Here is a 25,263-nt window from a genome sequence, read left to right on the forward strand (position 1 = left end):
ATCCGGAACTTATGATTCGCTCTGGCCTATTCCAGCCCTTGCGCACCAATCGCGCAAGGGGGCAAGCGCCTCATGCTCGAGCGCGACGTTCAGATAGGTGAGCGTGCGTGGCATATGTTTGAGATAGCCGGGCTTGCCGTCCCGCTGCAGCAGCCGCACCCAGAGACCGGCAAGCTTGCAATTGCGCTGCGCCGACATGATCGCCCATGCTTTCAGGAATCCGGCTTCGTCGAAGCCGCCCTGGGCATGGCGAAGCGCCAGATAATCATTCATCAGCTGCCGGAAAAGCTGCGGCTCGATCGTGACGCGGGCGTCCTGAACGATGGAGGCAAGGTCATAGGCTGTAGGGCCGATCATCGCGTCCTGGAAGTCGATCAGGCCGACCTTTTTGATGCCTCTCTCCTGCGGCCGCCAGATGATGTTCGGTGAATGGAAATCGCGCAGCAGCAGGTTCTTTTCGGCCGCCGCCAGCTCATCGATCAGCCCGTCCCAGATCGCAAGATATTCCTTGCGCTCGTTGTCCGACGGTGCGCTGCCGCGCCTCCAGGCAATGTGCCAGTCGAGCACAAGCTGCACTTCCATCCTCATCGCCGTGCGATCGAAATCAGGTATGTGATGTGTATGGGTAGCGGAAACCGGTATATCCCGCGGAAACGGCATGGAATGAAGATGGGCAAGACAGGCGACGCTTTGCCGGTAACGCTCAGCGATCGGCCGCCCCTCGTCGTCGAGCACCCCTTCGGTGCCGAGATCCTCGATCAAGAGGATGCCCTGCGCATAATCGACCTTGTAAATCTCCGGCGCCGCAAAACCCCGTTCTCGCAGCGCATCGGCAATGGCAACAAAGGGATAGGCGTCCTGTGCCAGATGCGCAACCTTAGGATAGGGCTTGCCGTCATGGACCGGCGGTCCCTCGGGATGCGGCCGCCAGTCCATCAGGATGGTACAGCGCTCGGCGTTCTCGCGATAGATCGCCTCGTAGGCGCGCAATGAGGCATCGCCGGTCAGGAAGCGGCGTTTGGCATCGGAATAGCCGGCGTCTTCAAGGAAATTGCGGATCGCCAGTACGCGGCGGATGCGCAAGGCCTGTGCGCCTGCGGCGCTGATCGTCGCCCGGCGGCCGTTGCCTTCATGCGCCAGCGTCAAGGCGATGCGTTCCCCAGGCAATTCGCTCGCGGCCATTTCCGGCCATTCGACGAGACAGATGCCGTTCTGCAGGGCTTCGTCGAAACCGAGCTCCGTCAATTCGGCGGGGTCGCCGAGCCGATAGAGATCAAAGTGCGACACCGGGATACGCAGATCGTAGGATTGCACCAGCGTAAAGGTCGGGCTCGGGACTTCGAGCCCTTCGTCATCGGCAATGGCACGCAGGATCGCACGGGCGAGCGAGGATTTGCCGGCGCCGAGATCGCCAGACAGGGCAAGACAATCGCCGGCCTTCAAGGCCAGCGCCAGGTCCTCGCCGAGGCGAAGCGTGGCCGCCTCGTCTTCCAGGAAAAGCGAGATCGTATCAGCGGTCGTCATTCGGCGGCGGCGGAATGCGGTATGTTGACCGAGGGGATACGGCAGACCACTGTCGTACCCTTGCCCGGCTCGCTGTCGATCGTCACGTCGCCATGATGCAGGCTGACGAAACTGTCGACGATCGAGAGGCCGAGGCCGGCACCGCCGCGTTTGCCGCTCTTTGCCCCCGTTGCAAACCGGTCGAAAACGGTCGCGATCATGTCGGGGGAAATGCCGGGGCCGTGATCGCGGACGGAGAACACGAAATCCGTGCCTTCGCGATGGCATTCCAGAGAAATCGAGGTGCCTTCCGGCGAAAAATTCGCTGCATTGGCAAGAAGCTTCAGAAGGATCTGCTTCAGCCGCTGCGGATCGGCGATGATGGTGCCGAGATAGGCGGGGGCGGTGATTTCGAGCGCGACGCCGCTTTCGTGCAGCCGGTCGGCGATCTGCATCGAGACGTCATCGAGCAGGTCGTTGAGATCAATTTCGGCATAGTTGAGCCGCATGATACCGGCATCGACGGTCGCAAGGTCGAGAATATCGTTGACGAGCGTCAAGAGAACCGAGGACGAGGTCGAGATGTGGTCGATATACTCGGCCTGCCGTTCGTTCAGCGGCCCGACGCCCGGCGTGCGCAGGAGGTCGGTGAAGCCGATGATATTCGTCAGCGGTGAGCGAAGCTCATAGGAAACATGCTGGACGAAGTCGTTCTTCAGCTCGTCGGCCTTGCGCAGTGCTTCGTTCTTCTCGGTCAGTGCCCGCTCTGCCCGTACGCTGTCCGTCATGTTGACGAAGGTCAGCATGGTCTGCGCGTTCGGCAGCGGGATGACGGCGTAATCGAGCACGAGGCCTGAGAAGAGTTCCAGCGTTCCCTGGCTCGAGCGGCGCTCGTCGTCGAAGCTGGTGATTAGTTCCGCGAAAGTCTTCCAGCCGTCCGGCCGGTCATAGGACGGCGCGCAGGCCTCGCCCAGCGCACGGATATGGGTGCCGGGCTTGGCTTCGGTTTCCGTTATCCCCCAGAGTGCGCGGAAGGCTGGATTCGACAGGCGGATACGTCCATCGGGTCCGAATACCGCCACCCCTTCGGAGAGATGATCGATCGTTTCGCCCTGTACCTTGACCAGCGTGTTGTAGCGTGTTTCGAGATCCACCTGTTCGGTCAGATTTTCGAAAACCCAGGTGGCGCCGCCCTGCGGATGGGCGGTGGCGAAGACGCGCAGCGTCTGTCCGTTGGGCAGGTGCCAGAGGTCCGATTGCGTGTCGAGTGCGCGATAGACGGAAAGAGCGGCTTCCTTCCAGCTTTTCCAGTTGAGCTGGTCCGGCAGCTTCTTGGCTGCCCGCAGCCGCTCGAGCAGTTCGCTATTGTCGGGACGGCCCTCAAGGAAGGCGATATCAAGCTCCCAGAGCGCGACGAAGGCCTGGTTGTAGAATTGCAGCCGGCGCTCGCCGTCGAAGATGGCGACGGGTGTCGCGAGATGGTCAAGCGTTTCAGCATGGCTTTTCAGCGTCCGCTCCAGCTCGGCCCGCACCGCCTCTATGTCTGACACGTCGATCGCAATCCCGGCAGAGCCGCCGGGGACCTTGACGTCGACGACGTCGAAGAATGTGCGATTGCCGCGCACGACGGTCGAGATCTTGTCGTGGAAGGGCGATTCCGGCGTCGTCGTCGCGCGGATGCGCTCGCGCGCCACGGTCGTCAGCATCTCGCGGCCTTCATTGATCGCCTGCTGCGGCGAGCGCGCCTCGACTGCGTCGCCATAAGCCTGGTTGACCCAGGTGAGGCGCCCCGCCGGGTCGCGCTGCCACGCCGGCATGTCGATCGCGTCGAGCATGGTCTGGAAGGCCGAGATCGACGTCATCAGCCGGTCGCGCTCGATCCTGAGTTCGGCAAGCTCGGCGCGCAAATTGTTGAGCGCCACGAAACGGACGAAGGCGCGTCCGCCGGAAACCCGCCCCTGCGCCTCGAGGATTTCATCACGGATGGTCTCGACCACCATATCGAAGCTCTGCGCCGCCTCGCGCAGCCGGTCGATCGCCTTTTCAAGCTCCGAGGCCGAGTGTGACTTCAGCCAGAGGCCGAAGGCCAGGAATTCGCCGTCCTGCGGTGCGCCCGTCTCAGGCGGGAGCTGGCCAAGCAGTTCCGGGCGCGAATTGCCGTCCCAGATGACGATGCGCCGGTTCTTGTCGGCGATCAGCGCCTGATATTGCGAAATGCGCTGCTGGGCATCGGAGAGCGCCGAGCGGATTTCCCGGCTCTCGTTTTCCAGATTGCCGCGCTGGCGCACGAGCCACAGCGTTGAAAGCAGCGCCGCCGAGATGACGCCGATGACAACGGAAACGCCGACGACCTGCGAGGAGGTGAAGAGGTGAGCCGAGGCCGCCGCCTGCTGCTCGCTTTGTGCCAGAACTGGCCGCGCCAGTGCGGCAAGCGCCGTGCCCGCCGCGCAAATCTTCAGGAAGCGCGCCAATGATCCGTGCTCTTGCTTCGCGGCCTCGTGTGCCGTGGCAGATTTAAATCCCTTGCCTGCCATGAACGGACGGGGAGTGCGAGCACCATCGTCCGCCTGACCGGTCAGGCTGTTTTTCACTTCCGACATCCGCGGTATGTCTCCGTCTTTCAATGTGCCGCATTACGACAAGACATCCCATTTTCGGAGCGGTCGGACGGGGTCCGGCGCCACGAATCAAGTCTCAAAACAATACTTCGGAAGGGAATCGGCGGGAAGGGAGCGGCCAAAAAATAAGCCGCGGCATTTGTCAATGCCGCGGCTTCTACATCTTGTGGATATCGATGAGCCTATCAATATCTGTAGTGGTCGGACTTGAACGGGCCCTGCGGCTTCACGCCAATATAGGCAGCCTGCTCTTCGCTGAGCTGGGTAAGCTTCACACCGAGCTTGTCGAGGTGAAGGCGGGCGACCTTCTCATCGAGATGCTTCGGCAGGATGTACACCTTGTTCTCGTACTGGCCGGGCTTGGTGAAGAGCTCGATTTGAGCCAGCGTCTGGTTGGTGAAGGAAGCCGACATTACAAAGGACGGATGGCCCGTCGCATTGCCGAGGTTGAGCAGACGGCCTTCGGAGAGAAGGATGATGCGGTTGCCCTTGGGGAACTCGATCAGGTCGACCTGCGGCTTGACGTTGGTCCACTTGAGGTTACGCAGCGCGGCGACCTCGATTTCATTGTCGAAATGGCCGATATTGCCGACGATCGCCATGTCCTTCATCTGCCGCATGTGGTCGATGCGGATGACGTCCTTGTTGCCCGTGGTGGTGATGAAGATGTCGGCCGAGGAAACGACGTCTTCGAGCAGGACGACTTCATAACCGTCCATGGCGGCCTGCAGAGCGCAGATCGGATCGGCTTCCGTGACCTTTACGCGGGCGCCGGCGCCGGAAAGCGAGGCAGCGGAACCCTTGCCGACATCACCGTAACCGCAGACGACGGCGACCTTGCCGGCCATCATTACGTCCGTGCCGCGGCGGATGCCGTCGACCAGCGATTCCTTGCAGCCATACTTGTTGTCGAACTTCGACTTGGTGACGGAGTCGTTGACGTTGATCGCCGGGAAGGGCAGCAGGCCCTTCTGGCTCAGCTGATAGAGGCGGTTGACGCCCGTCGTTGTTTCCTCGGTGACGCCCTTGATCGCGTCGCGCTGCTTGGTGAACCAGCCCGGAGAAGCGGCGAGGCGCTTCTTGATCTGTGCGAAGAGGATTTCTTCCTCCTCGGAATGCGGATGGGAGAGCACATCCTCGCCGGCCTCGGCGCGGGCGCCGAGCAGGATGTACATGGTGGCGTCGCCGCCATCATCGAGAATCATGTTGGAGAGGCCGCCATCCGCCCACTGGAAGATCTTGTCGGTATAGACCCAGTAGTCTTCGAGCGACTCGCCCTTGATCGCGAAAACCGGAACGCCGGCAGCGGCGATTGCGGCAGCGGCATGATCCTGCGTCGAGAAGATGTTGCAGGAAGCCCAGCGGACTTCGGCGCCGAGCGCCACCAGCGTTTCGATCAGGACGGCCGTCTGGATGGTCATGTGCAGCGAACCGGTAATGCGCGCGCCTTTCAGCGGCTTTGCTTCGCCGAACTCCGCGCGGCAGGACATCAGTCCAGGCATTTCGGTTTCGGCGATGGTAATTTCCTTGCGGCCGAAATCCGCAAGCCCGATATCGGCGACGACATAATCTTTTTCAGTGCTCATAGAGGTCTCCAGGCTGAAAACGTCTCAAAATTGGCGCAGGCGCGAGCCAGCGCAGGGCATGTCCGCCGTTTAGCAGGCTTCGCCGGGGAAGGCAATAAGGATATAAAGAAGTCTTTATATGTTTATATGAACTCGGTCGACGCTTACATTTCTTCGCCGAACTTGTTCTGGATCAGCTGGTCGAGGGCCTCCAGGGCCTCCTCGGCCTGGCTGCCGCTTGCAGAGACGACGACGCTGGAGCCGGGGCTTGCGGCAAGCATCATCAGCCCCATGATCGAAGTGCCGCCGACCGTCATTCCATCCTTCGAGACGGTGATAGCGGCATCGAAGGTCTCGACCATCTGAACGAATTTGGCGGAGGCGCGAGCGTGAAGGCCGCGCTTGTTGATGATGAGGAGTTCCCGGGAAAGCGATGTCATGAAGCGCCGTTATTTTCCGCTGAGCACGCGGCTCGCGACATTGATATATTTCCGCCCGGCTTCGGAAGCCTCCACCAGCGCCTTCTCCATGTTGTTCTCGCCGCGCACGCCGGCGAGCTTGATCAGCATCGGCAGGTTCATGCCGGCAATGACTTCAGTGTGGCCGCTGCTCATGACCGAGATGGCGAGGTTGGACGGCGTGCCGCCGAACATGTCAGTCAGGATGACGACGCCATGGCCGTCGTCGGCACCGGAAACGGCTTGCAGAATGTCCTGCCGTCTCTGGTCCATATCGTCTTCGGGGCCAATACAGACCGTCTCGATAAATTTCTGAGGACCGACGACGTGCTCGACAGCATGGCGAAACTCTTCAGCCAGCTTGCCATGAGTGACAAGCACAAGTCCGATCATGATATTACTGCTCCCATATACGCAAACGGTGGCCCCAATATCGCAATGCAGCAATTACGTCCACCGGTGGGGGCACATCTTGGCCATGAAAAGCCGAAGTGCAAGATAAAAATGCAAATATATAAGGCAGATTGATCAATCTGAACGGCCTCAATCTCCGATATCAGGGGCTTTTGCCATCAGGATTGCAAGCGGTGAAGATACGCCAGTGAGCAACCGCAATGCGGGAAGTGAAAAACCGGCGGAAAGGCTGACGATTTCACCCTCGGGGGGAACGCGGTTTTCGCCGGAAGCGCTGCCGGGCAGCACGGCATAATGCATGGCCGCCTGAGGAATATGATGCTGCCGAACGATGCCGGTGCCGCGAAGTTCGATCAGCCCGGCGATCGACGGCGGGCAGGTGGCGATCACCGTGCCGGACTCCCCCGACAGAAGCACCTGATCATCGGCAACGAGCGCGGTGAAGAGCCCGAGGCGTCGCGCCTCGGTCATGCAGGTGAAGGCCAGCATCGATTTCCCCCAGCCCGAGGGGCCGCTGAACAGCAGCCCCGTCCGGCCGACGACGATCGCCGTCGCATGGATGTTGGCGGCCTCCGTCATGTCGCTGGATCGAGGGGCAGCGCGAGGATAAAGCGCGCTCCGAGCACCTGCCCGCTCTCGGCGTCTACGATGTTCTCTGCTCTAAGCGACCCGCCATGCGCCTCGGCGATCTGGCGGCTGATCGACAGGCCGAGGCCCGAATTCTGGCCGAAGCCTTCCGATTCCGGCCGGTCAGTGTAAAAGCGCTCAAAAATACGATCGATGTTTTCCGCCTGGATGCCGGGACCGTTGTCTTCAATGGTGGTGATACAGCGCGATCGTGTCCGCAGCAGCCGCACGGTAATCCTGCCGTCTTTTTCGGGGACGAAGGAGCGGGCGTTCTCGATCAGGTTGGTGACGATCTGGCCGATGCGCAGATCGTGACCATTGACGACGAAGCGCGTCTTGATGTTCGGCTTGCGTTCGACGACATAGTCGATCTCCACCTGCTTCTTGCTGCCTCTGATCTGGCGCGACACCTCGATCAGATCGCGAAGCAGCACCTCCATGTCGATGGAGGCAGCGTCGACGCGTGCGAGTTCGGCATCGAGCCGCGAGGCGTCGGAAATGTCGCTGATCAGGCGATCGAGACGGCGGACATCGTGCTGGATGACGTCAAGGAGCCGTTTCTGGGAATCCTCCGACCTGGCGAGCGGCAGCGTTTCGACGGCGCTTCGCAGCGAGGTGAGTGGGTTCTTGAGCTCGTGGCTGACATCGGCGGCAAAGCTCTCGATCGCGTCGATGCGGTCATAAAGGGCTGTCGTCATCTCGCGCAAGGCGATGGAGAGGTTGCCGATTTCGTCCTGGCGAGCGGAAAAGTCCGGAATTTGCTCACGTGTCTTGGCGCCGCGGCGAACGCGAATGGCGGCTGCCGAAAGACGGCGCAGCGGATTGGCGATCGTCGACGAGAGCACCAGCGACAGCAGTACGTTGACGAGCGTCGCCACACCGAAGACGCGCATGATGGCCAGCCGTTCGGCATGAACGATGTTGTCGATATCGCCCGCCTGCGTCGACAACAGCAGCACGCCGAGTACGGCGCGGAAGCGCTGGATCGGCACGGCGACGGACACGATGAGTTCGCCTTTCTCGGTGGTGCGCACGACCGCGCCGCGCACGCCGGTCAGCGCATTCATCACCTCGGGGTAGATCGACCCGTCACCGCCCGGCGCTTCCTTGTAGAGCGGTAGATTGCCAGGCTGCAGCGCCTTGTTGAACAGCGTCGCGAACCAATCGCTCCAGGTCTGCTTCTCTTCCTCGACCGGCGGAAGGTCGAAGCGCAACACCTGGCCGCGCGAATAGAGGTGACGTGAATCGAGCAGCAGATTGGCGTCGGCATCGAAGATGCGGGCGCGCGTGCGCGTCGGCGAGATCAGCCGGCGCAGGACCGGCGCAACCTTCTCCGGATCGATCGGAAATTCCAGATCCTCGTCATTCGGCACCGGCGTGATGCTCTGGCCGGCCTGCAGCTCGAGCAGCTTCTGCGGATCGATGGTGATCGAGTTCGTATCGACGGATGCCGAGGCCGAAACGGCGCCGGCGATGATCTCGCCCTGCGTCAGAAGGCTTTCGGCGCGGGCATCGATCAAGCCCTCGCGGAACTGGTTGAGATAAAGGATGCCGCCGACGAGCACCACCAGCGCGACGAGATTGAAGAACAGGATGCGCCGCGTCAGGCTCGAAAACACCGCATTGCCGAAGATGCGCCGGATCAGCGTGAAGGGATGCGACCAACGGCGGCCCCGGATGCGACGGGTGCTCACGCCCTCCGCATCGTCTATATCCCTTTCTTGCACCAACTGTGCCAATGACAGGCCCTTTCGAAAGGTTGGGCCGGATAAACCGGCCGGCAACCTTCAACATTTCCAGCTGTGCCGCTCGGGCTCAAGCTGCTTCGCGGAAGCGGTATCCCACTCCGTAGAGGGTTTCAATCATATCAAAATCGGTATCGACCATCTTGAATTTCTTCCGCAGCCGCTTGATGTGGCTGTCGATGGTCCGGTCGTCGACATAGACCTGTTCGTCATAGGCCGCGTCCATCAGTGCGTCGCGGCTCTTGACGACACCGGGGCGTTGCGCCAGCGAGTGCAGGATCAGGAACTCGGTCACCGTCAATGTCACGGCCTCGCCCTTCCAGGTGCAGGTATGGCGCTCCTGGTCCATGACGAGTTGCCCGCGCTCCAGCGAGCGGGCCTGCTGCACCGCACCGGCCTTCGGTGTACCGCTGGGGCTTGTGCCGCCGGCGGCCGCCGCTTCACGGCTTGACGCACGGCGCAGAACGGCGCGGACGCGCTCCACCAGCAGGCGCTGCGAAAACGGCTTGGTGATGAAATCGTCCGCACCCATTTTCAGACCGAACAGTTCGTCGATCTCCTCATCCTTGGAGGTGAGGAAGATGACCGGAATATCCGATTTCTGCCGCAGGCGGCGCAATAGTTCCATGCCGTCCATACGCGGCATCTTGATATCGAAGATCGCAAGCTGAGGCGGCCGCGCCAGAAGCCCGTCGAGCGCCGAGGCACCGTCCGTATAGGTCTCGACCTTATATCCTTCGGCCTCCAGTGCGATCGACACCGAGGTGAGGATGTTGCGGTCGTCGTCAACGAGCGCGATTGTCGGCATGGTGTTGGTCTCCGTCATCAGTGCGCAATCTCCCGGATTTTGGTCGTCCCCAGGCGGTCTCAATGACCGGATGCGCTTATGGAGGATAAAGGTGGAACAAATTGTGGCAAAGATAAAGGGGAAGATTGTCGTAAAATTCCGCAGCGCTCCTAAGTTGCATGGCGAAATGTTTCAACGCGGGTCCTTCAAACGATTTAAAAAGAATAAAACAAATTTAAATCGATTAATTATTTGATATTACTATATTTTCTCAGTTTTTATCTCTTGTCTTTTAAAATTTCTCACCGTATTTTCCCGCTTAGTTTTAACGGCAACGAGCCTGAACAAAGGGAACTAGCCATGGAAAAGTTCGGAGTTCATAACCCGGCAACGGAGCTTGCGACGGTTGGATTGGGCGGCGCAGCCAGCGTCCGCTATAATTTTTCCGCCGCAGCGCTCTATGAAGAAGCAATCCGCCGGGGTGAAGCCGAACTGACCGCTCAAGGTGCGCTTCGGGCCATCACCGGCCAGCATACGGGCCGCTCGCCGCGCGACAAGTTCGTCGTCCGCGACGCCAATACCGATGGCGAAATCTGGTGGGACAACAACAAGCCGCTCTCGCCGGAACACTTCGCCCTGCTGCGCGACGACATGCTGGCGCATGCGGCCGGCAAGGATCTGTTCGTTCAGGACCTCGTTGGCGGCGCCGAAGAAGGTCATGCCCTGCCGACCCGTGTCGTCACCGAATTCGCCTGGCATTCGCTGTTCATCCGCAATCTGCTGATCCGCTCCGAGACGGCGGCACTGGGCACTTTCGTGCCGAAGCTGACGATCATCGATCTGCCGAGCTTCAAGGCCGATCCGGCGCGCCACGGCTGCCGATCGGAAACTGTGATCGCCTGCGATCTCACCAACGGTCTCGTTCTCATCGGCGGCACCTCCTATGCCGGCGAAATGAAGAAGTCGGTTTTCACCGTGCTGAACTACCTGCTGCCGGCAAAGGGTGTGATGCCGATGCACTGCTCGGCCAATGTCGGTCCGGACGGTGACGCGGCGGTCTTCTTCGGTCTTTCCGGCACCGGCAAGACGACGCTGTCGGCTGATCCGGCGCGTACGCTGATCGGGGACGACGAGCATGGCTGGAGCGAAAACGGCATCTTCAACTTCGAAGGCGGCTGCTACGCCAAGACCATCCGCCTCTCGGCCGAGGCAGAGCCGGAAATCTACGCAACGACGCAGCGCTTCGGCACCGTGCTTGAAAACGTCGTGCTGGACGATCGCCGCGAGCCTGATTTCGATGACGGTTCGCTGACGGAAAACACCCGTTGCGCCTATCCGATGCATTTCATACCGAACGCTTCGGAAACCGGCCGCGCCGGGCATCCGAAGACGATCATCATGCTGACCGCCGACGCCTTCGGCGTCATGCCGCCGATCGCGCGCCTGACCCCCGATCAGGCGATGTATCACTTCCTTTCCGGCTACACCGCCAAGGTGGCGGGCACCGAAAAGGGGGTCGTCGAGCCGGAAGCGACATTCTCCACCTGCTTCGGCGCGCCATTCATGCCGCGTCACCCGGCCGAATACGGCAACATGCTCAAGGATCTCATCAGCCGCCACGGCGTCGAGTGCTGGCTTGTCAACACCGGCTGGACCGGCGGCGCTTACGGCACCGGCAAGCGCATGCCGATCAAGGCCACGCGCGCCCTTCTCGCTGCCGCCCTCAGCGGCAAACTCGGTCAGGTCGAATTCCGCGCGGATACGAATTTCGGCTTTGCCGTGCCGGTTTCCGTCGATGGCGTCGACGGCGGCATTCTCGATCCGCGCTCGACCTGGGCCGACAAGGCAGCTTATGATGCGCAGGCTGAAAAGCTGGTGTCGATGTTCATCGCCAACTTCGCCAAGTTCGAGAACCACGTCGATGGCGGCGTCCGCGATGCCGCCCCCGGCGTTAAGGTTGCTGCTGAGTAAGAAGACTAAACTTCTGATTCACGTGAAACCCGGCATCGCAGGATTGCCGGGTTTTCTCGTTGAGGGCCGATGTTTTCAATTGGCGGCCGATATGAGATAGAACGCCGCATGGCCAGCGACGCGCTCTACATCGATGACAGGATTACCATCGCCGGATGGGAACTGACGGAACAGTTCGTTCTGGCGGGCGGCCCTGGTGGGCAGAACGTCAACAAGGTTTCGACGGCGGTCCAGCTGTTCTTCAACATCGCGAATTCGCCTTCCCTCAGTGATCGCGTCAAGGCCAATGCGATCAAGCTTGCCGGCCGGCGTATGTCGAAGGAGGGCGTGCTGATGATCGAGGCGAGCCGCTTTCGCAGCCAGGACCGCAACCGCGAGGATGCGCGCGAGCGGCTGAAGGAACTGATTGTGGAGGCGGCCAAGCCGCCGCCGCCACCGCGCAAGAAGACCAAGCCGACCAAAGGTTCCGTCGAGCGCCGCCTGAAGGAGAAATCCGGCCGCTCGGAAGTCAAGAAAATGCGCGGCCGCCCCGGCGGCGGCGAGTGACATGCCCGAGCTCCTGAACGGCATCCGCCATCTGCCGGGCTATCTCGACCGGGCGAGCCAGGAAGCATTGGTCGAACTGATCCGTGCTGTCGTGGCCGAAGCGCCGCTTTTCATGCCTGCCATGCCCGGCACCGGCAAGCCGATGTCGGTGCGCATGACCAATTGCGGGCCGCTCGGTTGGGTGACCGACAAGGGGCGCGGCTATCGCTATCAGCCGACGCACCCGGAAACGGGTAGGCCCTGGCCCGAGATGCCGCAGCAATTGCTCGACATCTGGAATGATGTTTCGGGTTATGACAAGCCGCCGGAAGCCTGTCTCGTCAATTTCTATTCCGACGACGCCCGCATGGGCCTGCATCAGGACAAGGACGAGCAGGATCTGCACGCCCCTGTCGTGTCGATCTCTCTCGGCAACAGCTGCCTCTTCCGTCTCGGCGGCCTCGACCGCAAAGACCGCACGCTATCTTTCAAGCTTTCGAGCGGCGATCTGATCGTGCTGGGCGGCGAGGGGAGGCTTTGTTACCATGGTGTCGACCGCATCTACCCCGCGACGTCGACGCTGTTGAAGAACGGCGGCCGCATCAATCTGACGCTGCGCCGCGTTCGTCTGTGAAAATCGATCGCCTGCTATAGTTTTCTGAGCGCGACCTGTTCGATCAGATGATTCTTGCCCTTTTTCAGGATGAGATCGGCGCGCGGCCGCGTCGGCAGGATGTTCTGGCGCAGATTCTTCAGGTTGATGTTCGTCCAGAGATCTTCGGCGATTTCAAGCGCTTCCGCATCGGTGATCGAGGCGTAGCGATGAAAATAGGAGTTTGGATCGCGGAAGGCGGTTTCCCGCAGCCGCATGAAGCGCGTCACATACCAGTTGTGGATCTGGTCTTCCGCGGCATCGATATAGATCGAAAAGTCGAAGAAGTCGGACACCATCGGCACGATCTTGCCATCGGCCGGCAGGTCGCGCGATTGCAGCACGTTGATGCCTTCGAAAATCAGGATGTCGGGCCGGTCGACGATCTTGTATTCGTCCGGCAGCACGTCGTAGACGAGATGCGAATAACACGGCGCCTTCACATCGGGCCGTCCGGCCTTGATCGCCGAGAGGAAGCGCAGGATCGCGCCCGTATCGTAACTTTCCGGAAAACCCTTGCGCTGCATCAGCTTTTCCCGCTGCAGCACGGCATTCGGGTGAAGGAAACCGTCGGTGGTGACGAGATCGACCTTCGGGCTGGAAGGCCAGCGGCCCAGGAGCTCCTTCAGGATACGGGCCGTGGTCGATTTTCCAACAGCGACCGAGCCGGCGATTCCGATGACGAAGGGCGTCTTCGTCACGTCGGAGAGGCTGAGGAAGCGGTTGCGCTGCTCGAACAGCAGTTGCGAGGATTCGACATGCGACGAGAGCAGACGCGACAGCGAGAGATAGATGCGCCGAACCTCGTCGAGATCGATCGGGTCGCCCATCGAGCGCAGCCGTTTGACCTCGTCGCCGGTCAGCGTAAGCGGCGTGTCCGCCCGAAATTTCGCCCATTGCTCGGAAGAGAAGAAATGGTAGGGCGAATAGGATTCCGACTGGAAGTGATCCAATATCTCCGGCACCCCGATAATCTCAGTCGCGATACTCATGAACTCTGCCGGCTGGCCTTTTCCTTGAGACCGGACTGCGCGGTTCTGCGCTCGAGCTCGGCCATCACATTCTCTAACGGTATTTCAGCAATCTTCAATACGACCAAAAGGTGATAGAGCACATCGGCGGCTTCATAGGTCAGATTGTCGCGGTCGCCGGTGACCGCCGCCATCACGGCTTCGATTGCCTCTTCACCAAGCTTCTTCGCCGCCTTCGGCTGGCCGCCGGCCACGAGTTTGGCGGTCCAGGAGTGCTCCGGTGAGGCCTTCGACCGCTCTTCGACGATGGTTTCGAGGTCGGAAAGGGAAAATCCGCTCATATCTGCGCTTTCAGATTCAGTCGAGACGCATGTCGATACCGCACTTCGACATATAGTGCTTCGCCTCGCCGACGGAATAGGTGCCGAAGTGGAAGATCGATGCGGCGAGCACGGCATTGGCGTGGCCCTCCTTCACCCCGGCGACGAGATCGTCGAGGTCGCCGACGCCGCCCGAGGCGATCACCGGAACGCGCACCGCATCGGCAATCGTCCGCGTCAGTTCCAGATCATAGCCGACCTTGGTGCCGTCGCGGTCCATCGAGGTGACCAGCAACTCGCCGGCACCGCGCGCCACCATCTTCTGGGCGAACTCAACCGCATCGATGCCGGTCGCGTTGCGGCCGCCATGCGTATAGATCTCCCAGGCGCTGAGATTGTCGCCGCCGACCGCCTGCGTGCGCCTGCGTTTGGCATCGATCGAGACGACGATGCACTGATCGCCGAACTTGTCGGCCGCCTCGGCAACGAAATCGGGATTGCTGACGGCTGCTGAATTGATCGACACCTTGTCGGCGCCGCACAGCAGCAGCTTGCGGATATCGGCGATGGTTCTCACTCCGCCGCCGACGGTCAGCGGCATGAAGCACTGGTCGGCCGTGCGCGATACGACATCGAAGATCGTCTCGCGATTGTCCGAGGACGCGGTGATGTCGAGGAAGCAGAGCTCGTCGGCGCCGGCGGCGTCATAGGCCTTCGCCGCTTCGACCGGGTCGCCGGCATCGACGAGATTGAGAAAGTTGACGCCCTTGACGACGCGGCCGTCCTTGACGTCGAGGCAGGGGATGACACGGGCTTTGAGGGTCATTATGCGGTTTCCTTTGCCCTGCTGGCCTTGATCAACGCCAGCGCTTCCGCCGGGCCGATGCGGCCGTCATAGAGCGCACGGCCTGAAATCGCGCCTTCGAGCTTTCGTGCGTCGGGCTGCAGCATGCGCTTGATGTCTTCAATGGAGGCAAGGCCGCCCGAGGCGATGACGGGAATGGAGACGGCATCGGCAAGCTCCAGCGTCGAGCTCCAGTTGATGCCGGTCAGGATGCCGTCGCGGTCGATATCGGTATAGATGATCGCGGCGACGCCGGCGCCCTCGAATTTCCTGGCAAGCTCGATGATGCCGAGTTCCGAGGCCTCGGCCCAACCCTCGACCGCCACCTTGCCGCCCTTGGCGTCGATGCCGACGGCAACCTGGTCCGGAAATTGCCGGCAGGCCTCGATGACCAGATCAGGATTTCTGACCGCGACGGTGCCGAGAATGACGCGCCGCAGTCCGCGAGACAGCCAGGCCTCGATATGAGCGAGCGTACGGATGCCGCCGCCGAGTTGCACCGGATTTTTCGTCGCCTTCAGGATCGCCTCGACGGCGTCGCCATTAGCCGAATGTCCCGCAAAGGCGCCGTCGAGGTCGACCACGTGCAGCCATTCGAAACCCTGCTCTTCGAAGGATTTCGCCTGGGCGGCCGGATCGGTGTTGTAGACCGTCGCCTGCTGCATGTCGCCGAGCTTCAGGCGGACGCATTGGCCGCCCTTCAGGTCGATCGCGGGAAAAAGGATCATGTCGTCTTACGTCCGTAGAGTGATCGCTGTCATCAGCGCATTCCACGCATCTACGATATCCGAGCGGAAAAAGACAGCGGCAATGGCGGCCGCGCTCAAAAGCAGCAGAAGCAGAAGGGTGACGATGAAACCGGCACGCACTTGGCGCCAGAAACCGAGGCGTTTCTTGACCGATTTCTCGATCTCGCGCACCCGTCGCAGCGCGTCGCTGTTGACGGCGGCGAGCCGGATATCAGGCTCCATCGCCTCCACAAAGGTTTCGGCATAGCTCGAAAGAATCTGCGAGGCGCGATCGCGCAGCGTATTGCGCAGGTCGGTGGAGAGATAGTTGCTGGAGACGGCGGCAAGCTCGGCCTCATTGGGCGAACGGCCGGCATTTCGCTTGCGATAGCTGATGACGAAATCGCGCTTTTGCCGCTCGTAGAGCGCGTAGGCGATCAGCCCGATCAGATCGTCTTCATCTTCGATATAAAATTCCAGCACGGCTTCGGTGATATCGCCGGCGTTGATCCCATTGGCGCGCAGCTGCGAATTCTCATTGCCGGCAAGAAATTCGTGGATCATCGGTCCAGCCTTTCTTTCAATGCCTTGGCCGCGTTCGAAAGCGCTCTTTTATGGAGGGCTTCGTCGACACGGCGAATGATCGTTCCGTCGGGGAGCCGGATGTCCGAGAAGGGAGGCAGACCCTCTCGGGAGGGTCTCAGCATATAGAACACCTTGCCTGATTTCCGCGACTCCGGCATCGAGCGCACTCCTGTTCCGCTCTTTCCATAAAGAGGAAATAAGGCGGAGGTATTACGGGTTCCAGCGCAGGAAATTGGCGATCAGGGCGAGGCCGAGCTTCTGGCTCTTTTCCGGGTGAAACTGGGCACCCACCATGTTGTCGCGCCCGACGAGGGCGGTCATCGGGCCGCCATAATCGACCGTCGCAATGACATCCTCGGCATTTTCGGCGGCAAGATGGTAGGAATGCACGAAATAGGCGTGCAGCCCCTGTGGCCCGGTGGGAATTGCGTCGATGAGCGGATGTTCGCGCTTCAGGTCGAGCGTGTTCCAGCCGATCTGCGGTATCTTCAACGCCGGATCGCCAGGCGTCATCTCAATGACATCGCCGGGGATCCAGCCGAAGCCGTGCGTCACGGTCTTCTCGAGACCGCGTGAGGACATGAGCTGCATGCCGACGCAGATACCGAGGAAAGGCCGCGCCTTCTTCTCGACGGCCTCGATCAGCACCTCCGCCATTCCGGGCACAGCATCGAGACCGTGCCGGCAATCGGCATAAGCACCGACGCCTGGAAGTACGATACGGTCGGCCGCGGCGACGTCCTCCGCTTTATCGGTAAGGTCGATACGGGCATCGATTCCCGCCTCGCGGGCGGCCCGTTCGAAAGCCTTGGTGGCCGAACGTAGATTGCCGGAACCGTAGTCGATAATCGCGACGCGCATCGTCAGCGTCCTCCATCAAAGCCAAACAGACCAAGCGACGTAGCCTGGCCGCGCGAACTGTTTGCACCGGGCTTGTTCTGCCAGTCCGGTACGACGGTGTCGTCATGATCCGCTGCGGCTGGCCCGTCCGAAAAATAAATCTGCTCGGCAATGTCGAGCTTGTCGGCCGCAATGAGTGCGTTCTCGTTCCAACCCTTGGCGGCGAGATTGCGGATGCGCCAGTTCTGACCCTCGAGACCGACGATCATGTTCACGCCAAGCATGATTGCCACTCCCGCCGGCCAGAGGCCCGGTTCATCCATCAGCGCCCCGCCGATCGTCTGCAGCGCGAAAGCCGCGGCCGCATGCAGCCACAGTCGGTGTGCCAGCAGCCAGATCCATGGAAACAGCAACCCGAGGAACGTGAAGCCGTCGCGAATGGTTCGCGTTTCTTCGGCCGTGGCGTTCGTAGCGCCGGGCGGCGTCAGGAAAATATAGCTGGATGTCATTGTCGCAGCTCCCTGAGGGGCTCAGACGAGCGTGCCCTTCGTCGAGGGAACACGGTCTGCCTGTCTCGGATCGATCTCTGTCGCCGTGCGCAATGCGCGGGCAACGGCCTTGAAGCATGTCTCGGCAATATGGTGGTTGTTGGCGCCATAGTGGTTGAGAACATGCAAGGTGATGCCGGCATTCTGGGCGAGCGCCTGGAAGAATTCGCGCACGAGTTCCGTGTCGAAGGTGCCGATCTTCGGCGCGCTGAAGGCGACATTCCAGACGAGGAACGGCCGGCCCGAAAGATCGACCGCAGCCTTGGTCATCGTCTCGTCCATGGCAAGATCGATCGAAGCGTAGCGTGTGATACCCCGGCGGTCGCCGAGCGCTTTCGAGATCGCTTGGCCAATCGCGATGCCTGTGTCCTCGACCGTATGATGATCGTCGATATGCAGGTCGCCCTTGGCTTCAATCTCCATGTCGATGAGCGAGTGCCGCGAAAGCTGGTCGAGCATATGGTCGAAGAAGCCGACGCCGCTCGAAATCTTCGATTTGCCAGTGCCGTCGAGATTGACGGAAACGGAAATCGACGTCTCGTTGGTTTTGCGGGAAACGCTGCCCGTGCGGCTTGCTGCGGTCTCGGCCATGTGGCCCTCCATCGGAATAAGGCCGTTCCTTATCAGGCGCATCGGCAAATATCCAGAAGCCGGGCAGGAGAAAAGCCCGCCCATTTGCAATCGGCCCCGGCCTGCTTACATAGGGTTCAACAAGGACGGTATGCGGTTTTATGTAAAGGCCCGCGTCATGGGCAGACAGGTGTTTTATGACAACAATCATTACAGTTCGAAAAGGCGGCAAGGTGGTGATGGCGGGCGATGGCCAGGTGAGCCTCGGCCAGACCGTCATGAAGGGCAACGCCCGGAAGGTACGGCGCATCGGCAAGGGCGAGGTCGTCGCCGGTTTCGCCGGCGCCACGGCTGACGCCTTCACCCTGCTCGAAAGGCTTGAAAAGAAGCTGGAGCAATATCCCGGCCAGCTGATGCGCGCCGCCGTCGAGCTCGCCAAGGACTGGCGCACAGACAAATACCTGCGTAATCTCGAAGCCATGATGCTCGTTGCCGACAAGTCGATCACGCTGGCAATCACCGGCAACGGCGATGTTCTGGAGCCCGAACACGGAACGACGGCGATCGGTTCTGGTGGCAATTTTGCTTTCGCCGCCGCCCGTGCACTGATGGATACCGACAAATCGGCCGAAGAGATCGCCCGGCGCGCCCTCGATATCGCCGCTGACATCTGCGTCTACACCAACCACAATATCGTGGTGGAATCGCTGGATGTCGAGGTTTGAATTCCAGGCCCTTTGGCTGCTGCCGCGGCTGATCCGTCGCGGCGAATCAACGACGAATTGCGGCCGGGTGCCGATGGCTCCGGACCGCCAGGAGAATGATGCGCAATGACGACCTTTTCCCCCCGCGAGATCGTTTCCGAACTCGACCGCTACATCATCGGCCAGCATGATGCCAAACGCGCCGTCGCGATTGCACTGCGCAATCGCTGGCGTCGCCAGCAGCTCGACCCGAGCCTGCGCGACGAAGTCATGCCGAAAAACATCCTGATGATCGGTCCGACCGGTGTCGGTAAGACGGAGATCTCCCGCCGCTTGGCAAAACTCGCCGGCGCGCCCTTCATTAAGGTCGAAGCCACCAAGTTCACCGAAGTCGGCTATGTCGGCCGTGATGTCGAGCAGATCATCCGCGATCTGGTCGAGGTCGGCATCGGTCTTGTGCGTGAGAAGAAACGGGCAGAGGTGCAAGCCAAGGCGCATGTGAGCGCCGAGGAGCGTGTCCTCGATGCGCTGGTCGGCACCACCGCTTCGCCGGCCACCCGCGAAAGTTTCCGCAAGAAGCTAAGGGATGGCGAACTCGACGACAAGGAAATCGATATCGAGGTGGCCGATGCCGGTTCCGGCATGGGGGGCTTCGAAATACCCGGTATGCCAGGCGCCAATATCGGCGTGCTCAACCTGTCGGAAATGTTCGGCAAGGCGATGGGCGGACGCACCAAGAAGGTGCGCACGACGGTCAAGGCTTCCTATACCGACCTGATCCGCGATGAATCAGATAAGCTGATAGACAATGAGGTGATCCAGCGCGAGGCCGTTCGCTCCACCGAGAATGACGGGATTGTCTTCCTCGACGAAATCGACAAGATCGCCGCTCGCGACGGCGGCATGGGCGCGGGCGTTTCGCGCGAAGGTGTCCAGCGCGACCTGCTGCCGCTCGTCGAAGGCACGACGGTCTCGACCAAGTATGGGCCTGTCAAGACAGACCATATTCTCTTCATCGCCTCCGGCGCCTTCCATGTCTCCAAACCGTCGGATCTTCTGCCCGAATTGCAGGGCCGACTGCCGATCCGTGTCGAGCTGCGCCCGCTGAACAAGGAGGATTTCCGCCGGATCCTGACGGAGACCGAAGCAAGCCTCATCCGCCAGTATCGGGCGCTGATGGAAACTGAAAACCTGAACCTCGACTTCACCGAGGATGCGATCGACGCGCTCGCCGATGTCGCGGTGCATTTGAACTCCTCCGTGGAGAATATCGGCGCACGCCGTCTGCAGACGGTGATGGAGCGGGTCCTGGACGATATTTCCTACAATGCGCCCGATCGGGCCGGGGCAGCCATCACGATCGATGCAGCCTATGTGCGCGAGCATGTCGGCGACCTCGCACAGAATACGGATCTGTCACGCTTCATTCTGTGATATCGGCGCACCGGTTCATGGCTTTACCGATCTGAATGCCGCATTCAGTCGATTCGACTATCGACAGCGGGCCTTTTCCTTTTTAGTGAAGGCCCGTTTTGTTTTCCGCCGCGGCTTTATTCGGCCAAGATTCTGGTCCACTCAGCCGCATCGCGAACAGGACGATGAACGGATGGGATAGCGGATCGTGCGACGCCTTTTGACAAGTCTTTTGATTGCCGTTGCCCTGGTGAATTCGGCGCCTGCATTCGCAATGCAGACGGTGCCGGCCGGCAATCGTCATGCTGAGCAGCCCGATATTCCCGGCGCGTCCGTCCGCCGCACGAAGGGCACCAAAAGCAGTTTCGATCTGAAATATGAGAAGGTCCATGAGCTTCTCGCGACCGATCGCGAGCTCATGGCCAAGATTCGCAAGGTCTCCGGCGCTTACGGCATCAATCCTATCCATGTTATCGGCGCGATCGTCGGCGAGCATACTTACAATGTCGACGCCTACGACCGGCTGCAGGCCTATTACGTCAAGGCCGCCTCCTATGCCGGTGAAAGCTTCCGTTTCGCCTATGACGGCGAAAGCATCGATGATTTCGTGGCGCGGCCCCAATTTGCCGAGTGCAAGGGCAAGAGTGATTCCTATACGCTCTGGTCTTGCCGGGAAGATGTCTGGGAAAGCGATTTCCGCGGCAAAACGGTCAGCGGCGAGAGCTTCCCCAATAACCGCTTCAGCGCGGTCTTCTTCCAGCCCTTCTACGCCGGCCAGACTTTCGGCCTCGGCCAGGTCAACCCCCTGACGGCGCTGATGCTCTCCGATCTCGTCAGCCGCGTCTCCGGTTACCCCAAGCTGAACGAGAAGAATGCCGGCGCCGTCTATAGAGCCATCATGGATCCTGACATCTCGCTCGCCTTCGTCGCCGCCTCGATCCGCAGATCGATCGACGATTACAAGGAGATTGCCGGCATGGATATCTCGGGCAATCCCGGCCTGACGGCAACGCTTTACAACGTCGGCAACTCGCGCCAGCGTGCCTTAGCCCTTGCTTCGAAAAACCGCTCTGCCGTCGCGACCGTCTGGCCGGAAGAGAATTATTACGGCTGGCTGATCAACGACAAGCTGGACGAACTCAAGGGCCTGCTCTAGCTTCAAGCTTGCCGGGAAGGCGTCGATCTTCCCCGAAAGGCTTTGACGATGGACATGCGTCCTGATCCCTTCGTTCCGCCGGCACCGTTGCCGCGCACCGTGCCGCCCAGCCGGTTGGACATCATCCGCATCATCCTGCGCAACCCGCTCGAACTCTGGGGTGAGCCCTCTTATACTCTGCCCTGGATCAAGACGAGTTTCTTCGGGCAGCACACCCTCATCGTCAACGATCCCGGCCTGATCAAGCACGTGTTGGTCGACAATGCTGGCAATTACCGCATGTCTGATATTCGCCAGCTGGTGCTGCGGCCGATCCTGCGCGACGGTCTGCTGACGGCGGAAGGCCAGGTCTGGAAGCGGTCGCGAAAGGCGGTTGCCCCGGTCTTCACGCCGCGACACGCCAAAGGTTTTGCCGGCCAGATGCTGCGGCAATCGGAAGATTTTGTCCGGAAATACACGGGCGCCGATGCGGCTGGCCAGGTCTTCGATATCGCCGCCGACATGACCGACCTCACCTTTGCGATTCTTGCTGAAACCCTCTTTTCCGGCGAAATCGTCTCGTCGAGCGGCCATTTCGCCGACGACGTCAACCAGCTTCTCCACCGCATGGGCCGGGTCGACCCGATGGACCTGCTGCGGGCGCCTTCCTGGGTGCCGCGTCTCACCCGCATCGGCGGCCAGAAGGTGCTGGAGAAATTCAGGGCGATCGTTCGCGACACCATGGATATGCGTCTGGCGAAAATGAAGGCCAATCGTGCCGCCGCACCGGAAGATTTTCTGACGCTGCTCCTGGAACAGGCGGGCCCCGATGGCCTGACCAAAGAGGAGATCGAGGACAATATCCTGACCTTTATCGGCGCCGGGCACGAAACGACCGCGCGTGCGCTGGCCTGGACCCTTTATTGTGTCGCCAACAGCCCGCATATCCGCGAGGCGATGGAAGCGGAAATCGACGCTGTTCTGGCAACCGGCGCCGAGCCGGTGGAATGGCTGGATCTGATGCCGGTGACGCGGGCAGCCTTTGAAGAGGCTCTCAGACTTTATCCGCCGGCCCCTTCGATCAATCGCGCCGCCATCGCCGATGATCTATGGACGAATGCCAAGGGCGAAAAGGTCGAAATACCGGCCGACATTACCGTGCTCATCATGCCGTGGACGCTGCATCGCCACGAACTTTATTGGGAAAAGCCGCGCGCCTACATGCCGGAACGATTCCTGCCGGAAAACCGCGGCAGCATCGGCCGCTTCCAGTTTCTGCCGTTCGGCGCCGGCCCGCGCGTCTGCATCGGCGCGACTTTTGCGCTGCAGGAGGCGGTGATCGCGCTGGCCGTGATGATGCACCGTTTCCGTTTTGATCAGACGGAAACCACTAATCCCTGGCCGGTTCAGAAGCTGACGACTCAGCCGCAGAACGGACTTCCCATGCGCGTGACGTCGCGCATAATTTCCCGAACGGCATAAATCTTTCGAACTATTGCAGAATTGACTGTGAATGAAAGCCGGGCAAAGTGGCAGCATTCACAGGCGTTGCCAGGGAGACTATCGCATGAGCCGCATTGATAAGAACGGTCTTGCCATTGAAACCGTCCTACACGATTTCCTGACGCAGGAGGCTCTGCCGGGTCTGGCGATCGATGCGGACAGGTTTTTTGCCGATTTTTCGGCGATCGTCCACGATCTCGCCCCGCGCAATCGCGCGCTGCTCGCTAAACGCGACGAGCTGCAGACGAAGATCGATGATTGGTATCGCCAGCATGGCGCCCCGCCGGATATGGACGAATATCAGTCCTTTCTCCGCAGCATCGGCTACCTCCTTCCGGAAGGATCGGACTTCCAGGTCTCGACCGAAAACGTCGATCCCGAGATCGCTTCGATCGCTGGTCCGCAGCTCGTCGTTCCCGTGATGAATGCCCGTTATGCCCTGAACGCCGCAAATGCCCGCTGGGGCTCGCTCTATGACGCGCTCTATGGCACTGACGCCATTCCCGAGAGCGACGGCGCCGAGAAGGGCAAGGGTTACAATTCAAAGCGCGGCGAAAAGGTCATCGCCTGGGTGCGAGATTTCCTCGATACTGCGGCGCCGCTGCAGGACAGCAGCTGGAAGGATGTCGGCAGCTTCGCCGTCAAGGACGGAACGCTCGCCGTCAAATCGGTCGACGGCGAGCAGACAAGGCTCGGGGATGGGGGGCATTTTGCCGGTTATCGCGGTGATGCCGCGACGCCGACCCATATTCTGCTGAAGAACAACGGCATCCATATCGACATCGTCATCGACCCGACTACGGCGATCGGCAAGGCCGATCCGGCCCATATTTCCGATGTCTGGCTGGAATCGGCGATCACCACGATCATGGACTGCGAGGATTCGATTGCCGCCGTCGACGCCGAGGACAAGGTCGTCGTCTATCGCAACTGGCTCGGCCTGATGAAGGGCGATCTGCAGGAAGAAGTAGCGAAGGGCGGAACGAGCTTCATCCGTAAGCTCAATCCGGATCTGGAGTATGTCGGTTCTGATGGCGCCCGCTTCGAGGTGCATCGCCGCTCGCTGATGCTGGTGCGCAACGTCGGCCATCTCATGACCAATCCGGCGATCCTCGACAAGGACGGCAACGAAGTGCCTGAGGGCATCATGGATGCCGTCATCACCAGCCTGATCGCGCTTTACGATATCGGCCCGTCTGGGCGGAAGAAGAATTCGCGCAGCGGCTCCATGTATGTGGTCAAGCCGAAGATGCATGGGCCGGAAGAGGTCGCCTTCGCGGTCGAGATCTTCTCGCGGGTCGAAGACATGCTCGGCATGGCGCGCAACACCATCAAGATGGGCATCATGGACGAGGAGCGGCGCACCACGGTCAATCTCAAGGAATGCATCCGCGCCGCCCGTGAGCGTGTTGTCTTCATCAATACCGGCTTCCTCGACCGTACCGGCGACGAGATCCACACCTCGATGGAAGCCGGTCCGATGATTCGCAAGGGCGATATGCGCCAGGCAGCCTGGATTTCCGCCTACGAGAACTGGAACGTCGATATCGGGCTGGAATGCGGCCTCTCCGGCCACGCCCAGATCGGCAAGGGCATGTGGGCGATGCCGGATCTGATGGCGGCGATGTTGGAACAGAAGATCGCCCATCCGAAGGCCGGCGCAAACACCGCCTGGGTTCCCTCGCCGACGGCGGCGACCCTACATGCCACCCATTATCACCGCGTCAACGTCGCCAAGGTCCAGCAGGGGCTGAAGGACCGGGCTCGCGCCCGGCTTTCCGACATTCTCTCCGTGCCGGTTGCCGTGCGGCCGAACTGGACGGCGGAAGAGATCCAGCGAGAACTCGACAACAACGCACAGGGTATCCTTGGCTATGTCGTGCGCTGGGTCGATCAGGGCGTCGGTTGCTCGAAGGTGCCTGATATCAACAATGTCGGCCTGATGGAGGACCGCGCGACATTGCGCATTTCCGCCCAGCACATGGCGAATTGGCTGCACCACCAGGTGGTCACCGAAGCTCAGATCGTCGAAACGATGAAACGCATGGCCGCCATCGTCGATCGGCAGAACGAGTCCGATCCGGCCTATCAGCCGATGGCTGGCAATTTCGACCACTCGATCGCTTTCCAGGCCGCTCTCGATCTCGTGCTAAAGGGCAGGGAGCAGCCGAACGGCTACACCGAACCGGTGCTTCACCGCCGCCGCCTTGAGCTCAAGGCGAAGCAGACCGCTTGAG

Annotated in this window: 25 protein-coding genes; 8 read left to right on the forward strand and 17 right to left on the reverse strand. The window is 60.8% G+C overall.

The features are described from left to right. Positions 1-9: 9 nt before the first annotated feature. The 8 genes from tsaE to FFR93_RS33060 form a co-directional block, all read right to left on the reverse strand. A complete protein-coding gene (gene tsaE, locus FFR93_RS33025) occupies positions 10-1,524 on the reverse strand; it encodes a tRNA (adenosine(37)-N6)-threonylcarbamoyltransferase complex ATPase subunit type 1 TsaE (RefSeq protein ID WP_138396299.1) in 1,515 nt (504 codons plus the stop codon). Then, a complete protein-coding gene (locus tag FFR93_RS33030) occupies positions 1,521-4,103 on the reverse strand; it encodes a PAS domain-containing sensor histidine kinase (protein WP_138396300.1) in 2,583 nt (860 codons plus the stop codon). Before FFR93_RS33030 ends, tsaE begins: the two co-directional genes overlap by 4 nt. A gap of 203 nt (positions 4,104-4,306) precedes the next feature. After that, positions 4,307-5,707, reverse strand: a complete 1,401-nt coding sequence (ahcY, locus tag FFR93_RS33035) for an adenosylhomocysteinase (protein WP_064696368.1) — start codon at positions 5,705-5,707, stop codon at positions 4,307-4,309. Positions 5,708-5,850: 143 nt separating this feature from the next. Further along, a complete protein-coding gene (locus FFR93_RS33040) occupies positions 5,851-6,126 on the reverse strand; it encodes an HPr family phosphocarrier protein (RefSeq protein ID WP_064708186.1) in 276 nt (91 codons plus the stop codon). A gap of 9 nt (positions 6,127-6,135) precedes the next feature. Further along, the gene (locus FFR93_RS33045) at positions 6,136-6,537 is read right to left on the reverse strand and encodes a PTS sugar transporter subunit IIA (protein WP_011423437.1); all 402 of its coding nucleotides are present in this window, start codon (positions 6,535-6,537) and stop codon (positions 6,136-6,138) included. Positions 6,538-6,687: 150 nt separating this feature from the next. Continuing rightward, complete coding sequence (locus tag FFR93_RS33050) at positions 6,688-7,137, reverse strand: serine/threonine protein kinase (RefSeq protein WP_064708187.1); 450 nt, start codon at positions 7,135-7,137, stop codon at positions 6,688-6,690. Beyond that, positions 7,134-8,924, reverse strand: a complete 1,791-nt coding sequence (locus tag FFR93_RS33055) for a sensor histidine kinase (protein WP_138396301.1) — start codon at positions 8,922-8,924, stop codon at positions 7,134-7,136. Before FFR93_RS33055 ends, FFR93_RS33050 begins: the two co-directional genes overlap by 4 nt. A 76-nt stretch (positions 8,925-9,000) precedes the next feature. Next, positions 9,001-9,738, reverse strand: a complete 738-nt coding sequence (locus FFR93_RS33060; protein WP_190233656.1) for a response regulator transcription factor — start codon at positions 9,736-9,738, stop codon at positions 9,001-9,003. Positions 9,739-10,077: 339 nt separating this feature from the next. Between FFR93_RS33060 and FFR93_RS33065 the strand changes: the two genes are divergently transcribed. From FFR93_RS33065 to FFR93_RS33075, 3 genes are all read left to right on the forward strand, one after another. Next, positions 10,078-11,688, forward strand: a complete 1,611-nt coding sequence (locus FFR93_RS33065; RefSeq protein WP_138396302.1) for a phosphoenolpyruvate carboxykinase — start codon at positions 10,078-10,080, stop codon at positions 11,686-11,688. Between the two features lie 108 nt (positions 11,689-11,796). Continuing rightward, positions 11,797-12,234, forward strand: coding sequence for an alternative ribosome rescue aminoacyl-tRNA hydrolase ArfB (gene arfB, locus FFR93_RS33070; RefSeq protein ID WP_064708245.1), 438 nt, complete (start codon positions 11,797-11,799; stop codon positions 12,232-12,234). A gap of 1 nt (position 12,235) precedes the next feature. Beyond that, entirely contained in the window at positions 12,236-12,847 is a 612-nt protein-coding gene (locus tag FFR93_RS33075; RefSeq protein ID WP_064708190.1) for an alpha-ketoglutarate-dependent dioxygenase AlkB, read from the forward strand. A 14-nt stretch (positions 12,848-12,861) separates the two neighbouring features. On the opposite strand, the gene coaA is transcribed toward FFR93_RS33075, so the two are convergent. The 9 genes from coaA to hisB are packed head-to-tail and all read right to left on the reverse strand — an operon-like array spanning position 12,862 to position 18,292. Continuing rightward, a complete protein-coding gene (coaA, locus tag FFR93_RS33080; RefSeq protein ID WP_064708191.1) occupies positions 12,862-13,857 on the reverse strand; it encodes a type I pantothenate kinase in 996 nt (331 codons plus the stop codon). Then, positions 13,854-14,177 (reverse strand): phosphoribosyl-ATP diphosphatase, encoded by a 324-nt coding sequence (locus tag FFR93_RS33085; RefSeq protein ID WP_064708192.1) that lies wholly within the window; start codon positions 14,175-14,177, stop codon positions 13,854-13,856. The genes coaA and FFR93_RS33085 overlap by 4 nt, the downstream gene beginning before the upstream one ends. A gap of 16 nt (positions 14,178-14,193) precedes the next feature. Next, complete coding sequence (hisF, locus tag FFR93_RS33090; RefSeq protein ID WP_064708193.1) at positions 14,194-14,982, reverse strand: imidazole glycerol phosphate synthase subunit HisF; 789 nt, start codon at positions 14,980-14,982, stop codon at positions 14,194-14,196. Then, entirely contained in the window at positions 14,982-15,728 is a 747-nt protein-coding gene (gene hisA, locus FFR93_RS33095; protein WP_138396303.1) for a 1-(5-phosphoribosyl)-5-[(5-phosphoribosylamino)methylideneamino]imidazole-4-carboxamide isomerase, read from the reverse strand. Before hisA ends, hisF begins: the two co-directional genes overlap by 1 nt. Before the next feature lie 6 nt (positions 15,729-15,734). Next, a complete protein-coding gene (locus tag FFR93_RS33100) occupies positions 15,735-16,292 on the reverse strand; it encodes a hypothetical protein (protein WP_138396304.1) in 558 nt (185 codons plus the stop codon). After that, on the reverse strand, positions 16,289-16,471 hold the full coding sequence (locus FFR93_RS33105) for a hypothetical protein (RefSeq protein WP_064708196.1): 183 nt from the start codon (positions 16,469-16,471) through the stop codon (positions 16,289-16,291). Before FFR93_RS33105 ends, FFR93_RS33100 begins: the two co-directional genes overlap by 4 nt. Before the next feature lie 52 nt (positions 16,472-16,523). Continuing rightward, the gene (hisH, locus tag FFR93_RS33110; protein WP_064708197.1) at positions 16,524-17,174 is read right to left on the reverse strand and encodes an imidazole glycerol phosphate synthase subunit HisH; all 651 of its coding nucleotides are present in this window, start codon (positions 17,172-17,174) and stop codon (positions 16,524-16,526) included. 2 nt (positions 17,175-17,176) lie between these two features. Next, on the reverse strand, positions 17,177-17,662 hold the full coding sequence (locus tag FFR93_RS33115; protein ID WP_064708198.1) for a DUF2628 domain-containing protein: 486 nt from the start codon (positions 17,660-17,662) through the stop codon (positions 17,177-17,179). Positions 17,663-17,683: 21 nt separating this feature from the next. Next, positions 17,684-18,292, reverse strand: coding sequence for an imidazoleglycerol-phosphate dehydratase HisB (hisB, locus tag FFR93_RS33120; RefSeq protein WP_064708246.1), 609 nt, complete (start codon positions 18,290-18,292; stop codon positions 17,684-17,686). Positions 18,293-18,468: 176 nt separating this feature from the next. On the opposite strand from hisB, the gene hslV reads away from it, so the two are divergent. The 5 genes from hslV (at position 18,469) to FFR93_RS33145 (ending at position 25,262) form a co-directional block, all read left to right on the forward strand. Further along, a complete protein-coding gene (gene hslV / locus FFR93_RS33125) occupies positions 18,469-18,996 on the forward strand; it encodes an ATP-dependent protease subunit HslV (protein WP_064708199.1) in 528 nt (175 codons plus the stop codon). Between the two features lie 105 nt (positions 18,997-19,101). Then, entirely contained in the window at positions 19,102-20,409 is a 1,308-nt protein-coding gene (hslU, locus tag FFR93_RS33130) for an ATP-dependent protease ATPase subunit HslU (RefSeq protein ID WP_064708200.1), read from the forward strand. A 187-nt stretch (positions 20,410-20,596) separates the two neighbouring features. Next, positions 20,597-21,544, forward strand: coding sequence for a DUF1402 family protein (locus FFR93_RS33135; RefSeq protein ID WP_138396305.1), 948 nt, complete (start codon positions 20,597-20,599; stop codon positions 21,542-21,544). 48 nt (positions 21,545-21,592) lie between these two features. Then, on the forward strand, positions 21,593-23,005 hold the full coding sequence (locus tag FFR93_RS33140; RefSeq protein ID WP_138396306.1) for a cytochrome P450: 1,413 nt from the start codon (positions 21,593-21,595) through the stop codon (positions 23,003-23,005). Positions 23,006-23,090: 85 nt separating this feature from the next. Then, positions 23,091-25,262 (forward strand): malate synthase G, encoded by a 2,172-nt coding sequence (locus tag FFR93_RS33145; protein ID WP_138396307.1) that lies wholly within the window; start codon positions 23,091-23,093, stop codon positions 25,260-25,262. The last annotated feature ends 1 nt before the right edge of the window (position 25,263 follow it).

The sequence above is a fragment of the Rhizobium sp. MHM7A genome (assembly GCF_005862215.1).
Classification (GTDB): Bacteria; Pseudomonadota; Alphaproteobacteria; order Rhizobiales; family Rhizobiaceae; genus Rhizobium; species Rhizobium bangladeshense.

Excerpts from the sequence above, each read along its gene's own strand:
- tsaE (WP_138396299.1), bottom strand. The coding sequence starts at position 1,524 with ATGACGACCGCTGATACGATCTCGCTTTTCCTGGAAGACGAGGCGGCC.
- FFR93_RS33030 (WP_138396300.1), bottom strand. The coding sequence starts at position 4,103 with ATGTCGGAAGTGAAAAACAGCCTGACCGGTCAGGCGGACGATGGTGCT.
- ahcY (WP_064696368.1), bottom strand. The coding sequence starts at position 5,707 with ATGAGCACTGAAAAAGATTATGTCGTCGCCGATATCGGGCTTGCGGAT.
- FFR93_RS33040 (WP_064708186.1), bottom strand. The coding sequence starts at position 6,126 with ATGACATCGCTTTCCCGGGAACTCCTCATCATCAACAAGCGCGGCCTT.
- FFR93_RS33045 (WP_011423437.1), bottom strand. The coding sequence starts at position 6,537 with ATGATCGGACTTGTGCTTGTCACTCATGGCAAGCTGGCTGAAGAGTTT.
- FFR93_RS33050 (WP_064708187.1), bottom strand. The coding sequence starts at position 7,137 with ATGACGGAGGCCGCCAACATCCATGCGACGGCGATCGTCGTCGGCCGG.
- FFR93_RS33060 (WP_190233656.1), bottom strand. The coding sequence starts at position 9,738 with ATGCCGACAATCGCGCTCGTTGACGACGACCGCAACATCCTCACCTCG.
- FFR93_RS33065 (WP_138396302.1), top strand. The coding sequence starts at position 10,078 with ATGGAAAAGTTCGGAGTTCATAACCCGGCAACGGAGCTTGCGACGGTT.
- arfB (WP_064708245.1), top strand. The coding sequence starts at position 11,797 with ATGGCCAGCGACGCGCTCTACATCGATGACAGGATTACCATCGCCGGA.
- FFR93_RS33075 (WP_064708190.1), top strand. The coding sequence starts at position 12,236 with ATGCCCGAGCTCCTGAACGGCATCCGCCATCTGCCGGGCTATCTCGAC.
- coaA (WP_064708191.1), bottom strand. The coding sequence starts at position 13,857 with ATGAGTATCGCGACTGAGATTATCGGGGTGCCGGAGATATTGGATCAC.
- FFR93_RS33085 (WP_064708192.1), bottom strand. The coding sequence starts at position 14,177 with ATGAGCGGATTTTCCCTTTCCGACCTCGAAACCATCGTCGAAGAGCGG.
- hisF (WP_064708193.1), bottom strand. The coding sequence starts at position 14,982 with ATGACCCTCAAAGCCCGTGTCATCCCCTGCCTCGACGTCAAGGACGGC.
- hisA (WP_138396303.1), bottom strand. The coding sequence starts at position 15,728 with ATGATCCTTTTTCCCGCGATCGACCTGAAGGGCGGCCAATGCGTCCGC.
- FFR93_RS33100 (WP_138396304.1), bottom strand. The coding sequence starts at position 16,292 with ATGATCCACGAATTTCTTGCCGGCAATGAGAATTCGCAGCTGCGCGCC.
- FFR93_RS33105 (WP_064708196.1), bottom strand. The coding sequence starts at position 16,471 with ATGCCGGAGTCGCGGAAATCAGGCAAGGTGTTCTATATGCTGAGACCC.
- hisH (WP_064708197.1), bottom strand. The coding sequence starts at position 17,174 with ATGCGCGTCGCGATTATCGACTACGGTTCCGGCAATCTACGTTCGGCC.
- FFR93_RS33115 (WP_064708198.1), bottom strand. The coding sequence starts at position 17,662 with ATGACATCCAGCTATATTTTCCTGACGCCGCCCGGCGCTACGAACGCC.
- hisB (WP_064708246.1), bottom strand. The coding sequence starts at position 18,292 with ATGGCCGAGACCGCAGCAAGCCGCACGGGCAGCGTTTCCCGCAAAACC.
- hslV (WP_064708199.1), top strand. The coding sequence starts at position 18,469 with ATGACAACAATCATTACAGTTCGAAAAGGCGGCAAGGTGGTGATGGCG.
- hslU (WP_064708200.1), top strand. The coding sequence starts at position 19,102 with ATGACGACCTTTTCCCCCCGCGAGATCGTTTCCGAACTCGACCGCTAC.
- FFR93_RS33140 (WP_138396306.1), top strand. The coding sequence starts at position 21,593 with ATGGACATGCGTCCTGATCCCTTCGTTCCGCCGGCACCGTTGCCGCGC.
- FFR93_RS33145 (WP_138396307.1), top strand. The coding sequence starts at position 23,091 with ATGAGCCGCATTGATAAGAACGGTCTTGCCATTGAAACCGTCCTACAC.